Origin of the sequence: Pseudomonas sp. R2-7-07, assembly GCF_003852355.1 — a bacterium.
Classification (GTDB): Bacteria; Pseudomonadota; Gammaproteobacteria; order Pseudomonadales; family Pseudomonadaceae; genus Aquipseudomonas.
On record NZ_CP027759.1, the window covers coordinates 3,361,233 to 3,374,602 of the forward strand.

The following is a 13,370-nucleotide window of genomic DNA, read 5'->3' on the forward strand; positions in this document are numbered from 1 at the left end:
GGCCTCAGCGGTTGGCGTCGGAGTGGGTCATGGCGGTGTAGAACAGCCAGGACACCAACAGGATGATCAGGAAGTACACCAGCGAAAACGCCGCCGCCGGGCCGAGATCGAATTGGCCTACGGCCATCTGGGTCAAGGTCTGACTCAGAAAGGTGGTGGCATTGCCCGGCCCGCCACCGGTGAGTACGAACGGCTCGGTGTAGATCATGAAACTGTCCATGAAGCGCAGCATCACCGCGATCAACAGCACGCTTTTCATCTTGGGCAACTGGATGTGTCGGAAAACCGCCCAGGCCGACGCCCGATCGATGCGCGCAGCCTGGTAGTACACGTCCGGGATCGCCCGCAGCCCCGAATAGCACAGCAACGCCACCAATGAAGTCCAGTGCCACACGTCCATCACCAGCACGGTGACCCAGGCATCCATGGTGTTCGCCGCATAGTTATAGCTGATACCCATGGCGTTGAGGCTGTAACCGAGCAGGCCGATATCGGCGCGACCGAAAATCTGCCAGATGGTGCCGACCACGTTCCACGGAATCAGCAAGGGAATCGCCAGCACGATCAACACCAGCGACGACCAACGGCCTTTGGTCGGCATGGTCAGGGCGATGGCGATGCCCAGCGGGATTTCGATCAGCAGCACACAGGCCGAATAGATGAACTGGCGCAGCAGCGAGTCATGCAGGCGCGGGTCGAGCAGCACCTGTTTGTACCAGTCGGCGCCGACGAAATAGCGGCTGGACTGGTCGAAAATGTCCTGCACCGAGTAGTTGACCACAGTCATCATCGGGATCACGGCACTGAACGCCACCAGCAGGAACACCGGCAACACCAGCCACCAGGCCTTGTTGTTCTGCACCTTGTTCATGGCAGTTCCTCCAGCAGGTAATCGTCGGCGTAGAGCATCAGCCATTGCGCGGGGAAGCTGATGCAGGCGCGGCCTTCGGGCACCGGTTTGTCTTCGGCCAGGCGCACTTTGAGGGTGGCGCCGTCGAGGTTGAGGGTCATGATTTTGTAGGTGCCGAGGTCTTCCAGGTGTGTGACTTCGGCCTGCAAGGCGTCAGGGTTATGCTCGTCCCACACATGGATGAATTCCGGGCGAATACCCACCTGAAGCTTTTTGTAATCGGTGGCAGCGAGGCGTTGCTGCAACGCCTCGGATAACGGCAACAGCGTGTTGGCAAACCGCACCCCGCCCGCCTCGGCCTGCACCTCGATCAGATTCATCCCAGGGCTGCCGATGAAATAACCGACAAAGGTGTGGCTCGGCCGCTCGAACAATTCGCGCGGCGTACCGAACTGCACGATCTGCCCGCCGTACATCACGGCGATTTTATCGGCGAAGGTGGATGCCTCAAGCTGGTCGTGGGTGACGTAGACCATGGTGATGTTGAACTGCTCGTGAATCTGCTTGAGCTTGCGCCGCAGTTTCCACTTCAGGTGCGGGTCGATCACCGTCAGCGGTTCATCGAACAGGATGGCCGACACGTCGTCGCGCACCAGGCCACGGCCCATGGAGACTTTCTGTTTTTCGTCGGCGGTGAGGTTGCGGGCTTTTTTGCTCAACAGGTTTTGCAGGTCGAGAACCTCGGCAATTTCCTGCACCTTGCTGTGAATTTTCGCCTCGGCCATGCCTTGGTTGCGCAAGGGAAACGCCAGGTTATCGAACACTGTCATGGTGTCGTACACCACCGGGAACTGAAACACCTGGGCGATATTGCGCTTTTCCGGGGTGAGGTCGTTGACCACTTGGGTATCGAACAACACCTGGCCCTCGGACGGGCTGAGCAGGCCGGAAATGATGTTGAGCAAGGTCGACTTGCCGCAGCCCGACGGCCCGAGCAAGGCGTAGGCTCCGCCCTGCTCCCACACATGGTTCATTTCCCGGATGGCGTAATCCTCAGGGCCGCTCGGGGTCGCGCTATAGCTGTGCGCCAGGTTCTGCAAATGGATCTCGGCCATCAGGCAACCCTCGCGACACGGCGCCCGGGGGCCTGGACCAAACGTCCCTGGCCATCGAACACAAACAGTTTATGGGTGGGGATGTAAACGCGGATCGGCGCATCGACGTCGTACTCGTGCACCCCCGGCAGGTGCAACACCAGCAGGAAGTGTTCGCTGCGCACATGCAGGAAGGTTTCCGAACCGCTGATCTCGGCGACTTCCACGGTCACCGCCAGCTCCAGGTCATCGTCGTTGCTCGGCACCAGGCTGATATGGCTGGGGCGCACGCCAAAGCGGAACTCACCTTCGCCGATGGGGCGCAGGTCGACATTGAGCGGGAAATGCACGAAGTTGGCGAAACTCACTTCGTTGCCACTGATGCGCCCGGGCATCAGGTTGATCGGTGGCTCGGAAAACAACTCGGCCGCTAATACGCTTTGTGGCTGGTGATAGACCTCGGCGGCCTTGCCGCTCTGGATCACCCGGCCTTCGTGCAGGATGGTGGTAGTACCGCCCAGCGCCAGCGCTTCGTTCGGCTCAGTGGTGGCGTAGATGGCGATGGTGTGGCGCGCCTTGAACAGTTCGCGCATTTCCTGGCGCAGTTCTTCGCGCAACTTGTAATCCAGGTTGACCAACGGCTCATCGAACAGGATCAGCTCGGCGTCCTTCACCAACGCCCGGGCCATGGCCGTACGCTGCTGCTGGCCACCGGACAGTTCCAGCGGGTGGCGCTGCAGGAATTTCTCGATGCGCAGCATCCGCGCCGTTTCCAGCACCTTGCTCTGGATCAGCTCGTTGGACACACCGGCCTGACGCAAAGGCGAGGCGATGTTCTCGAACACGGTCATGGTCGGGTAGTTGATGAACTGCTGATACACCATCGACACGTTGCGCAGGCGCACCGGTTTTTGCGTGACATCCACACCGTTCATCAGGATGCGACCGCTGTCGGGCTTATCCAGGCCGGCCATCAGACGCATCAAACTGGTCTTGCCGGACAGGGTGCGACCGAGCAACACGTTGAAGGAGCCCGCCTCGAAGCGCAGGTTGGCGTCGTCGATCCAGGTTTGACCTTCGACAACGCGGGAGACATGTTCCAGGGTCAATGACATGACACGACCTTTTTATTATTGGAATGAATCTGGCCAGTTATCAGAGCGAGTTTCGTGCCAGAAATGGCAGGTGGTTGATTCGTAAGAGAATGGGTAAATATGCTGTTCGGGAGTGAACAATTTGACTGCGCAACTGAACAGCCAGGGGGGTTGACAATGAACAGTTCTGAACAACACTCTTCAGATCCCAACAAAGGCCAAATGTGGGAGGGGGCTTGCCCCCGATGGCGGTACATCGGTGAAAAACGTGCTGACTGACCCACCGCTATCGGGGGCAAGCCCCCTCCCACATTTACCGGGTTAATAACAATAAGAATGAAGGTCAATACATGGCCGAACCACTGACTCACGACACCATCATCCAGGACTCCTGGCGCCGTTGCCGCGCGTTCGGCCTGGATCACCAGAGCGTCCCCAGCTTCGACCAACTGCCCGCCGAGGGCATTCGGCAGTTGTTGGAGAGTCAGCATTCACTGGTGCAGACCACCCATCAGGAAGTGCTGCCCTACTACGAAAACATCCTGAGCAATTCCAACTGCCTGATCATGTTGGCCGACAACCAGGGCCAGGTCCTGACGTCGTGGGGCACCCAGCGCTTTATCGAGCCTGGGCTGGCCCGTGGTTTCAGCGCGGGCGCCAGCTGGATGGAACACGCCAGCGGCACCAACGCCATCGGCACCGCGTTGGCCTGTGCCCAGGCGGTGCATATCGAGCACGACGAACATTTCCTCAAGGCCAACCGCTTCATGACCGGTTCGGCGGCGCCGATTTTCGACGCACAACGCGAAATCATCGCGGTGCTGGATGTCTCCAGCGACAGCTACCTGCCGCCCTCCCACACCCTGGGCATGGTCAAGATGATGAGCCAGACCGTGGAAAACCGGCTGATCCTCAACCTGTTTCGCGGCGAGCATTTCCAACTGACGTTCAACACCGGCCTGAGCAACCTCGACAGCCAGTGGGCGGGCCTGCTGATCTTTGATGAAAGCGGCCAGGTGCTGTCGGCCAACCGGCGCGCGGACAACCTGCTGGGGATCAGCTTGTCGAGGGTGATGATCGACAGCTTGTTCAAGGTGTCGCTGCTGGAGTTGTTGAATCAGCCGGAGGGGCTGCCCTTTTCCCTGCAAGCGGCGGGACGCAATCGCTTCCAATGCCTGCTCAAGCGGCCCAGGCAGACGCCGGTACAGGCGCGGATGTTCAATGAGCCGGCGCCGTCGAAGCCGAGCGCCGTGAGCCTCACCACCCTGCATTTTGGCGATATGCGTGTGGAGAAAGCCGTGCGCCAGGCCGAGCGCCTGCTGGAGAAGGACATTCCGTTGTTGATCCACGGCGAGACCGGCGTGGGCAAAGAGGTATTCGTCAAAGCCTTGCACCAGGCCAGTTCCCGTAGCCGCCAGGCATTGATCGCGGTGAACTGTGCGGCGATTCCGGCTGAACTGGTGGAATCGGAACTGTTCGGCTATGAAAAAGGCGCGTTCACCGGCGCCAATCAAAAGGGCAGCATCGGCCTGATCCGCAAGGCCGACAAGGGCACGCTGTTTCTCGATGAGATCGGCGATATGCCTCTTCCCACCCAGGCGCGGCTGTTGCGGGTACTGCAGGAGCGTTGCGTGCAACCGGTGGGTAGCAGTGAGGTGTTCCCGGTGGACTTGCGCATCATCTCGGCGACCAACCGCGCGCTACGGGAGCTGGTGCAAGCCGGGCGTTTTCGGGAGGATTTGTATTACCGCATTGGTGGCCTGACCCTGGAACTGCCGCCGCTGCGCGAGCGCAGCGACAAGCAGGCGTTGTTCCAGCAACTGTGGCAGCGACACCGCGACCCCACGCAGTGGGCCGGCCTGAGTGCCGAGGTGCTGAAGCTGTTCGAACAGCATCCATGGCCGGGCAATCTGCGCCAGGTCAGCAGTGTGTTGCAGGTGGCATTGGCGATGGCTGAGGAACAGCCGATCCGCCCGGAGCATCTGCCCGATGACTTTTTTGTGGATTTGCAGGGGCCGATACCGCAGCCCGCCAGCGAGCGATTGGATGACAGCATCGACCTGACGCAACGCTTGAAGGCGGCAGGCGGCAACATTTCGCACCTCGCCCGCGAACTCGGGGTGAGCCGCAATACCCTGTACAAGCGCCTGCGCCAGAACGAAGGCTGAACGAGCACGTCAGTCAGCCAGATGCCGCTTCAGCGCCAACGCCACGACACGCCGGTGTAGAGGCCCCGGCCATCGGCCGGTGTGGAGCGCGCGACATCCAGGCCTTTGTCGTCATAGCCCGGGGTAACGGTGTTGGCATAACGCCGATTGGTCAGGTTGCGCAGATCGACCCAGGCCTGCCAATCCTGCTTGGGCGCATCAAAGCCAAACGTCGCGCCAAGGGTGGTATAGGCCGCGGCGTAGTAAGAGTTGGCGTAGTCCACCGCCACCCGCGAGGCATGCTCGGTGTTGAGGCTGGTGTAGAAACCGCTCGGATGGCTGTAGCGCAACTGCGCCTGATAATAATGCTTGGGAATGCCGGGCAAGGTGTTGTCACCGAAACGCTCGTCATCGCGGTAGTGGAAATCGCTGAAGGTGTAGGCTTGGCGCAGCGCAAGCTGGCCGTTGCGACCGCCCTCCCACAGCGGGCTGAGCAGGCTCAGTTCCACGCCCTGATGCACGGTGGGGCTGGCGTTGGCTTCGGCGACGATGGCATTGCTGGTTGCGGTCTGGGCCTGGGTTTCCACGGTCAATAGCTCGTGGCGCACTTCCGAGCGGTAGAGCGCCAGGTCCCACTGACCGAGCCACGCCTCACCGCGCCCACCGACTTCCAGCGTCGTCGCCGTCTGATTGCGCAACTTCACGCCTTCGCGCTGCAAGCCGGTGGCCGCGCCACTGCCGGTACCGAAATACTTGTTGGAACCCCAGATCATAGACCAGGCGTGCGGCGGCTCTACCGAGCGGCTCAGGTTGGTGTACAACTGCAATTGCGGGGTGAAGTCATAGCGCAGGCCGATACGTGGCGCGTAGTCCCAATCGTGCTGGCTGGTCGGGGCTTGGCCGTCTGGATAGGTGACCTGGGTTTCGCGGCGAGTGTAGATCACCGCCAGGCCGCTGGTCAGCCATAGGTCAGGCACCAGCTCCAGTTCGTTGCCGATATGCAGCACGGTGTCGGAACCCAGGTAGGTGTAGTCACGGGTCTTGGTGCCCGGAGCGTAGCCGGCCGTGTTGCCCGCCGGGATACGCACATACTCCGAGGCGCCGTTGTTCGGCATCGCCTGGGTGGTGCGCAGGCCGAGCGTGGTTTTGCTGTCGTGGCCGAACAGGCTGTCCTGGCGAATGTAATTGAGGGTGCCGCTGATGTCGGTGTAGGCGACTTTCAGGCGGTTGGTGCCTTCACGCAGGTCCATCGGGTAGTCGTGATAGGCCAGCCCGACTTCGACGCGCGAAGCGTCATCCAATTGCCAGGTGGTCTTGTTGGCGATCCAGGTGGAACCCGGTTGCAAGCGCTTGGAGTCGCGGGCAGCGTTGAGGCTGTTGGCGGCACGCGGGTCATGGCTGATCTGGTAACGGGTGAGCTTGCCCGGCGTGTCGTTGGTGGTTTCGCGGTAGCGAAAATAGAAGCGCGTTTCCAGGTCCGGGTTGAAGCGATAGCCAAAGTTGGCCGCGACGCCCTTGCCGGTGCCAGCGCTCTGGTGCTGGTAACCGTCGGACGCAGAATCGGTGAGGCTGATGTAGTAATCGGCATCCCCGAGCACCTGGCCGGAACTGATCTCGCGCTGGGCGTAACCACGGCTGCCCGCTTCATAGCGCAGTTGCAGTTTGGGCGCGTCAAGACCGGTGCGGGTGACGTAATTGACGGCGCCGCCCAAGGCCAACGCGCCCTGATCGAAACCGTTGGCGCCGCGCAGCACTTCCACCCGGCTCTGCCAGAGCGGGTCCTTCAGTTCGTAAGGCGTACCGCCAGGACCGGTGAGCGGCAGGCCGTCGAACATTTCGTACAACCCGGAGGCGTGGGCACCGGGGCTGCGGTTCAGGCCCGAACCGCGAATGGACAGCTTGACCCCTTCATTGTTCGCCGCCTTGGCGTACACCCCGGCCTGGTATTTGAAGACGTCCTCATTGGAGCTCACCCGGCCCTGTTGCACACTGTCCATGTCGATAAAATTAGTGCCGCCGGGCACGCTTTTGAGCTGTGCCTGGGCGATTTCGCCGGCGCTGGCTTCAGACGCAGTGACTTCGACCGGCGCCAATTGCAGGTCTTCGGCCTGTACCTGCGAACTGAGGGTCAGGGCGGTGCACAGTAGCGCAGGGTGTCGCAACAGCATGGGCAGGTCCTTGGAATACGGGGGCGTGGACGGCAGCGCCGGCACGCGAACAGTCATGGGAAGACGCCCACACCCGTCAGGTCACGTGCGCTCCTGGTTGCCCGGCAACTCCAGCGTCTGCATCAAGTCGTCAGCATCCGAGCCGATGGGGAATCTGAAACCATACATTTCATCGGTGGCCAGGATCTCGGCAAGCGTGTCGCGCAGCTGCATCTCCGTAGGCGAGCCGCGCAGCAGTTTGTGCGCGGGTAACAACACTTCCGAAGCGACTCCTTGAGCGCTCGCGGCGTCGATTACAGCAAACAGGATGAATCGCAGACGGATTTCGCGATCAGTAGGCCAAACCGTTTTTCGCTTACCCAAGGTAGGCACTCATGTTTAAGAAAAGTCCGAGGCTAGGGCTGACCGGTGCGTGGTTCAAGCGGTCCAGGGCATGAAAGGCAGTTTCCTACAGAGGAAAGGGAAACACCGCACCCAATGGCCCTGTCACTGCACAGGCAGGAAATTCATCAGCAACAGACTTTGCGCATAATTGAGGCCGATGCGTCGGTAGCGCTCATCGAGTATCTGGGTCAGCAGATCCAAGCGCGCGACGATCTTGCCGAATTCGACGGCGAAACTGAGGTTGCTGCCCTCCTCCGATATTTCATTGGAAAACAGCAGCAACACGCCATTGGCGTCCTGGCGCTGGCCGAGCAACCAGGTGGCTTTCTCGATATTCCGTGCGGCGTTGCTGACAAACTGCGGATTGATCGAGTCGGTCACATAAAATTGCGTGCGCCCACCGTGTGCGGTCACCAGCATGCTGCCGATCGCGTAGATGAACGCCCCCACCCGATCACCCCGAAACTCCGGGCTCAGGGAGTAACTCAAGGCCGCCAGATCACGACGTTCCCCCAGCGCAGGCAATGGCTGACGGTTTTCGATAGCCTGGCGAATAGTGCGCGCAGCAGTTACCGCATCCGGATAACCGGACTGGCGCCACTGGCTGGGGTTACGCAGGTAAAGCTTGCTCATCAACAGATAAAGGCTTTGCAGGTTGTCGCGCATGCCCAGGGTGGCCATGCGATCAACGCTGGTTTGAAAAAACTCATCGGGCTTGCCATCGCTGAACTGCCTGGCAATGTCGCGCCCCTGTTGCTGGCTGCAACCGACGGCACACAGCGCCAGTATCGCAACCAGCCACCGCGGCCATCGGGTGATAAAAACAGTTAGCGTTCGATGCATCGGTACCGGGTCTGTGGCTGTTGGCCACCCGCAGGATATGGGTGGCTGGGACAGAGGTAGATCAGGAGAATGGAAAAAAGTGCAGCCCTGGGGGCCAGATAAGCATCGGACTACAGGCCCGGCCTTCAACTATTAAACGTGTAGAAAATTTGAATTAGCGAGTTGCCCCCTCGGTCAAGAATTATGAATACGGTAAATCTGACGAGGTAACCGCAATGACTATCCAGGCAGAGACACTCGTAGAGCTGACCGAAGCGCTGAAAAAGCGCGGCCTGAATCTGGTTTCAGATGTGCACTTCACCCGCGCGCCCTATCGGCATAATCACCGCTGGATTTGCACGGTTGAGTAACGACCCCATCAAACCTCGGGGTCGGGAGCCGCTTGCAACGTCGAGGCAATCAGATCGCGCAGCCACCGATGGGCGGGATCGCGGTGCAGCCGCTCGGGCCATAACATGAGCATTTCAAAACCCGGAATGGCCAGTGGAGGTACCTGTACGTGCAGCGCTGGCTCATCCCGCACCAGCCTTTCCGGCACCACCGCAACCAGGTCGCTGTGCACCAGTGCCGAGACGAGCGAGTTGAAATTGGACACTGACAATACGACGCGTCGCTCCAGCCCTTTAGCGGCCAGCGCCTGGTCGGTACTCCCAACGAACCCGCCGCCATTGGGTGACATCACGGCATGTTCAAGGCCGCAGAACGCTTTGAGCGATAGCTTCGTCGCCAAAGCGGGATGACCGCGCCGCCCGGCCAGCACATAGCGTTCGTGAACCAGAGACCGCTGACGCAGTTTTGGCGGAGCATCATCGCGCGTGTGCAAGGCCAGATCGAGCTGACCGCTTTCCAGATCGTTAGCGAGGCTGACGGGATGTTTGTTCAGCAATGCCAAGCGGGTATTCGGAGCCAGGCGCCTGAGCAGGGCCAGTGACGGCCAGACCAAAGCCGTCGCGGCGTAGTCACTGGCCGCCACCTTCCATGTCTGATCAGACAGCGCGGGCTCAAACGTGCCGCCAGGACTCAGCGCGCCTTCCAACGCGACCAACGCGTCACGCAGCGGCCCGCGCAATTCACGGGCACGCTCGGTAGGCGACATCCCTCGGGGGCCGGGCAGCAACAATGGATCGTCGAGAAGTTCTCGCAGCCGACCCAATTGCAGGCTGACGGTCGATTGCGCGAGATTGAGCAAGCGCGCTGCCCGTGTCACGTTTTGCTCAGACAACAGCGCATCCAGCGTGACCAGCAAATTGAGATCCAGACGTCGCAAGGTATTGTGCATGTAAATACCATATGTTTCGGAAATTCATTTCTATCATACCGCGTGGGTCGCTACGGTGAGGTATACATCCACTCGGAGCCCACCATGAAGCTGCTACTGATCTACGCCCATCCTGAACCTCGCTCGCTCAATGGCGCTCTCAGGGATTTCGCGATCGCCCACCTGCAAACCGCAGGCCACGAGGTCAAGGTCTCCGATCTATACGCCATGCGTTGGAAAGCGCCCATCGATACGGACGACGCCCCAGGCTATGACGACGCAAACCCCTTCAATCCGGCCATGGAATCGCAACGTGTATTTGCCGCCGGCACCCAACCGGCAGACATCGAGCAAGAGCAGGCCAAACTGCGATGGGCGGACGCCGTGATCTTTCAATTTCCACTGTGGTGGTTCTCGATGCCCGCGATCCTCAAGGGCTGGGTCGAACGCGTCTACGCCTACGGATTTGCCTACGGTGTCGGCGAACACAGCGAAAGTCACTGGGGCGACCGCTACGGCGAAGGCAGCATGACTGGAAAGCGCGCGATGCTGGTGGTCAGCATGGGCGGTTGGGAGTCCCACTACAGTGGTCGAGGGGTGAACGGTGCGCTGGATGACCTGCTATTCCCTATCCAGCATGGGATGCTCTTCTATCCTGGATTCACCGTTGTGCCGCCCTTCCCCATCTATAAAACCAGCAAAATGGACGCCGCCCGGTTCGAACAGCTATGCACGGCCTATGCTGCTCGGTTGGACAACCTGTTCATTGATCAGCCGTTGGCATTTCGTCGCCAGAATGCCGGTGACTATGACATTCCGGCATTGACACTCAAACCGCATCTTGCGCCCGGCCGTCAGGATTTGGGCATTCATATCGATATCGATGGGGGCGTCACGTCAGGAGACTAGCCGTTCACTGGCGTACGGTGAGGGTTGCGATGGCAATTCAGACACTAGGCGATACCGGTGACCAGCAGCGCGATCGCAGCCAGTTCCGGCGCGGCGACGGACTACGTCTTTCGGGCCTACCCCGGTCCGCCCATACACTGCGCAGTACTGCAGAGTAATGCTCCGGCGTGTTTGACAAGGCTTCGCCACTCATCACTCGAGATGAGGTCGGCTCGCTCCATGGCGTCAGCCCGCCGCAGCAATTCGAAGTATTTAACTTCCGCATCCATTCGATTTCCGCCCAGTGCAGAAAGCTCGCGCCATGCTGTCAGGGTCAGTCTTCGCTGCGCCTCTCTCATGGGAGCCTCTATCTCGATTGCTGGTGAATTCAGCATAGTCGCGGTGGAGAGTCTCAGATCTGGCTTTAGACCAATGGAGCCGCTAAGCAGGCGGTGGAGGTCGTGCCCGACGGCAACTACCTTCGAAGCGGAAGGTAGGTCGACTCATGGCTCTCTACAGCGAAAAGCAAGACTTGAATGAGGTTGGTAATAACGTACGTGGTGCTCTTTTTCCTAATAGGTGAAAACGCTGGGCACATCAAGCAGGGCTTGGCGGGATTGAGTCCGAGCGTCTCGCGTTGGCAAAGCTCATATTCAGCATGTACAGCTACAAGAATTTAATTGCGTTCTCGGACGATCAATACTTATAAGCAAAATCCATGCAAAATTTTTCTTTACGAAAAATCTTCATATGGGTGTCACAATCCACTGCTACGCTGTTTGTGTCAGAGGGCAGGATCGCCCACTTGGGAGCTATTAAACGGCCCACTGGACGCCAGGGAATATTCTGAGGACAGAATTATGGGCGGTACTGATGCAGTGATCTCTGATAATCACTGAACTGCAAAACATGGAGTTGTTATGATAGTTTTAGGAATTACTAACAATGATTTATCAGGTGCTTGCCTGGTCCGCGACGACCGAATCCTCTCTGCGGTGAGTGAAGAACGTTTTACCCGCATCAAAGATGACAAAGTCTGGCCTGCGCACTCTATTTCATTTGTACTAGGTGAGGCGGGTATAAGTTTAGAGGACGTAGACTATGTCGCCTATGGCTGGAACGCAGGCTTCACAGCTGAAAAGCACTTACCTTTATATTTCGATCGCATTGTAGATGAAGTTAAGAACAACCCTAATGGGCTACCTCTTTTTCGAAAACGTATTACTGACGAAATCACCAACGACAAAGAAAAAAGAGCTGAGTTCGATAAATTTATCGCAGATAACGCGCTGTCCGCATACTACATAGACCACCATGAATGTCACGCTCTGGGTGCTTATGTATGCTCCCCCTTTGATGAAGCTTTAACCCTAACATGTGATGGGCGAGGTGATTTTCAATCACTGACGCTAACACATTACACACCCAACGAAACCACGGTATTACAGCGTGAAACAAGCGTTGATAGCCTGGGGTACTTCTACGGACGCATCACCCATCTGCTAGGTTACAAACCTAATCGTCATGAAGGCAAGATCACAGGCTTAGCTGCATTCGGCGATCCTGAGAAATTGCTTGGCGTAATGCAACAAATGATCAATGTTGAGGACGGGCGAATTAGAGCCAAATGCGGAGATCTTTTCCTGCCTTCATATAATGGTTATAGCGATATATTACAAAGTTTACTGGCCAAGGAAAAACCGGAAGATATCGCAGCCGCCGTTCAACGCCATGTCGAAGACATGCTAGTTAAAGTTGTAACTTACCATCTAGAAAAGATAGGGAGTAGTAACCTTTGCTTGGCGGGTGGTGTATTTGGCAACGTGAAGCTTAACCAGCGGTTACGAGAAATCCCTGACGTGCGTAACGTTTATGTGCTGCCATGCATGGGAGACGGCGGCCTGGCTCTGGCTGCTGCAGTGGGGGCTGCTTACTTAGAACAGGGTACACGATTCAAAAACCCGGCGATGACGCTGGGCCCAGCGGCACGTAGTGTTTCACAAAACATAAACCTGATAAATCGTGACTACCCTGAATTGGGTTATCACAATCCGACTAATATCATTGAAACGCTCGTAGATGCTTTAATGGAAAACCAGGTTCTAGGAATGTTTAAAGGAAAAATGGAATTTGGCCCGAGGTCGTTATGCAACAGGAGTATCGTTTACCATGCCAAAGATGCTGATGTGAACGACTGGCTCAACAAACGGATGCACCGAACTGAATTTATGCCGTTTGGCCCAGTGACAGCTGTCGAGCAGGCCGCCGAATGCTATATCGACTGGTCCGAAGAGCATATTGCCGCTGATACCATGACGATGACATATGATTGCCATCCGCAGTTTATCGAGGCTAGCCCTGCTGTCGTGCATATTGACGGTACTGCTAGACCACAGGTAATTCGTCCTGAAGCGGATGGTTTTATGCACAAGCTTCTAAATGCCTGGCACTCCCGAACAGGGCAATCTGCTTTGATAAACACTTCCTTCAATCGTCATGAAGAGCCGATTGTATGCTCTTCACAAGATGCCTTGGCTGCCCTTAAAGACGGTATGGTCGATTTGGTAGTTATGAGCGAGTCGTTAATCATATGGCGTAAAAACAAGAACAGTTTCGCATTACAGCGCTTTGAGTAAAACCGACG

At 58.0% G+C, this 13,370-nt stretch carries 11 protein-coding genes; 4 read left to right on the forward strand and 7 right to left on the reverse strand.

Translation table 11 applies throughout. From position 1 onward, the window contains the following. Positions 1-4 precede the first annotated feature (4 nt). From C4J86_RS15300 to C4J86_RS15310, 3 genes are read right to left on the reverse strand one after another with little or no spacing between them, the layout of a single operon-like run. Positions 5-871 (reverse strand): carbohydrate ABC transporter permease, encoded by an 867-nt coding sequence (locus tag C4J86_RS15300; protein WP_124363238.1) that lies wholly within the window; start codon positions 869-871, stop codon positions 5-7. Continuing rightward, entirely contained in the window at positions 868-1,965 is a 1,098-nt protein-coding gene (locus C4J86_RS15305; RefSeq protein ID WP_124371031.1) for an ABC transporter ATP-binding protein, read from the reverse strand. The genes C4J86_RS15300 and C4J86_RS15305 overlap by 4 nt, the downstream gene beginning before the upstream one ends. Beyond that, positions 1,965-3,059, reverse strand: coding sequence for an ABC transporter ATP-binding protein (locus C4J86_RS15310; protein ID WP_124363240.1), 1,095 nt, complete (start codon positions 3,057-3,059; stop codon positions 1,965-1,967). The genes C4J86_RS15305 and C4J86_RS15310 overlap by 1 nt, the downstream gene beginning before the upstream one ends. A 329-nt stretch (positions 3,060-3,388) precedes the next feature. On the opposite strand from C4J86_RS15310, the gene C4J86_RS15315 reads away from it, so the two are divergent. Continuing rightward, positions 3,389-5,206 carry a sigma-54-dependent Fis family transcriptional regulator gene (locus C4J86_RS15315; RefSeq protein ID WP_124371032.1) on the forward strand — a complete coding sequence of 606 codons (1,818 nt, stop codon included), beginning with the start codon at positions 3,389-3,391 and terminating at the stop codon, positions 5,204-5,206. Positions 5,207-5,235: 29 nt separating this feature from the next. Here the strand turns inward: C4J86_RS15315 and C4J86_RS15320 are convergent, their stop codons facing one another. The 3 genes from C4J86_RS15320 to C4J86_RS15330 all read right to left on the reverse strand — a co-directional run bounded on the left by C4J86_RS15320 (position 5,236) and on the right by C4J86_RS15330 (position 8,580). Next, on the reverse strand, positions 5,236-7,353 hold the full coding sequence (locus C4J86_RS15320) for a TonB-dependent receptor domain-containing protein (RefSeq protein ID WP_124372440.1): 2,118 nt from the start codon (positions 7,351-7,353) through the stop codon (positions 5,236-5,238). A gap of 81 nt (positions 7,354-7,434) precedes the next feature. Then, entirely contained in the window at positions 7,435-7,716 is a 282-nt protein-coding gene (locus C4J86_RS15325) for a hypothetical protein (protein WP_124371033.1), read from the reverse strand. A 123-nt stretch (positions 7,717-7,839) separates the two neighbouring features. Continuing rightward, positions 7,840-8,580, reverse strand: a complete 741-nt coding sequence (locus C4J86_RS15330; protein ID WP_124371034.1) for a hypothetical protein — start codon at positions 8,578-8,580, stop codon at positions 7,840-7,842. A 215-nt stretch (positions 8,581-8,795) separates the two neighbouring features. Here C4J86_RS15330 and C4J86_RS27085 point away from each other — a divergent pair, with 215 nt between their 5' ends. After that, positions 8,796-8,930 (forward strand): hypothetical protein, encoded by a 135-nt coding sequence (locus tag C4J86_RS27085; RefSeq protein ID WP_256657416.1) that lies wholly within the window; start codon positions 8,796-8,798, stop codon positions 8,928-8,930. Positions 8,931-8,938: 8 nt separating this feature from the next. Here the strand turns inward: C4J86_RS27085 and C4J86_RS15335 are convergent, their stop codons facing one another. Beyond that, positions 8,939-9,859 (reverse strand): LysR family transcriptional regulator, encoded by a 921-nt coding sequence (locus tag C4J86_RS15335; protein WP_124371035.1) that lies wholly within the window; start codon positions 9,857-9,859, stop codon positions 8,939-8,941. Between the two features lie 84 nt (positions 9,860-9,943). Here C4J86_RS15335 and C4J86_RS15340 point away from each other — a divergent pair, with 84 nt between their 5' ends. After that, on the forward strand, positions 9,944-10,747 hold the full coding sequence (locus C4J86_RS15340) for an NAD(P)H-dependent oxidoreductase (protein ID WP_124371036.1): 804 nt from the start codon (positions 9,944-9,946) through the stop codon (positions 10,745-10,747). Between the two features lie 899 nt (positions 10,748-11,646). After that, on the forward strand, positions 11,647-13,362 hold the full coding sequence (locus C4J86_RS15350) for a carbamoyltransferase C-terminal domain-containing protein (RefSeq protein WP_124371037.1): 1,716 nt from the start codon (positions 11,647-11,649) through the stop codon (positions 13,360-13,362). Positions 13,363-13,370: the final 8 nt, after the last annotated feature.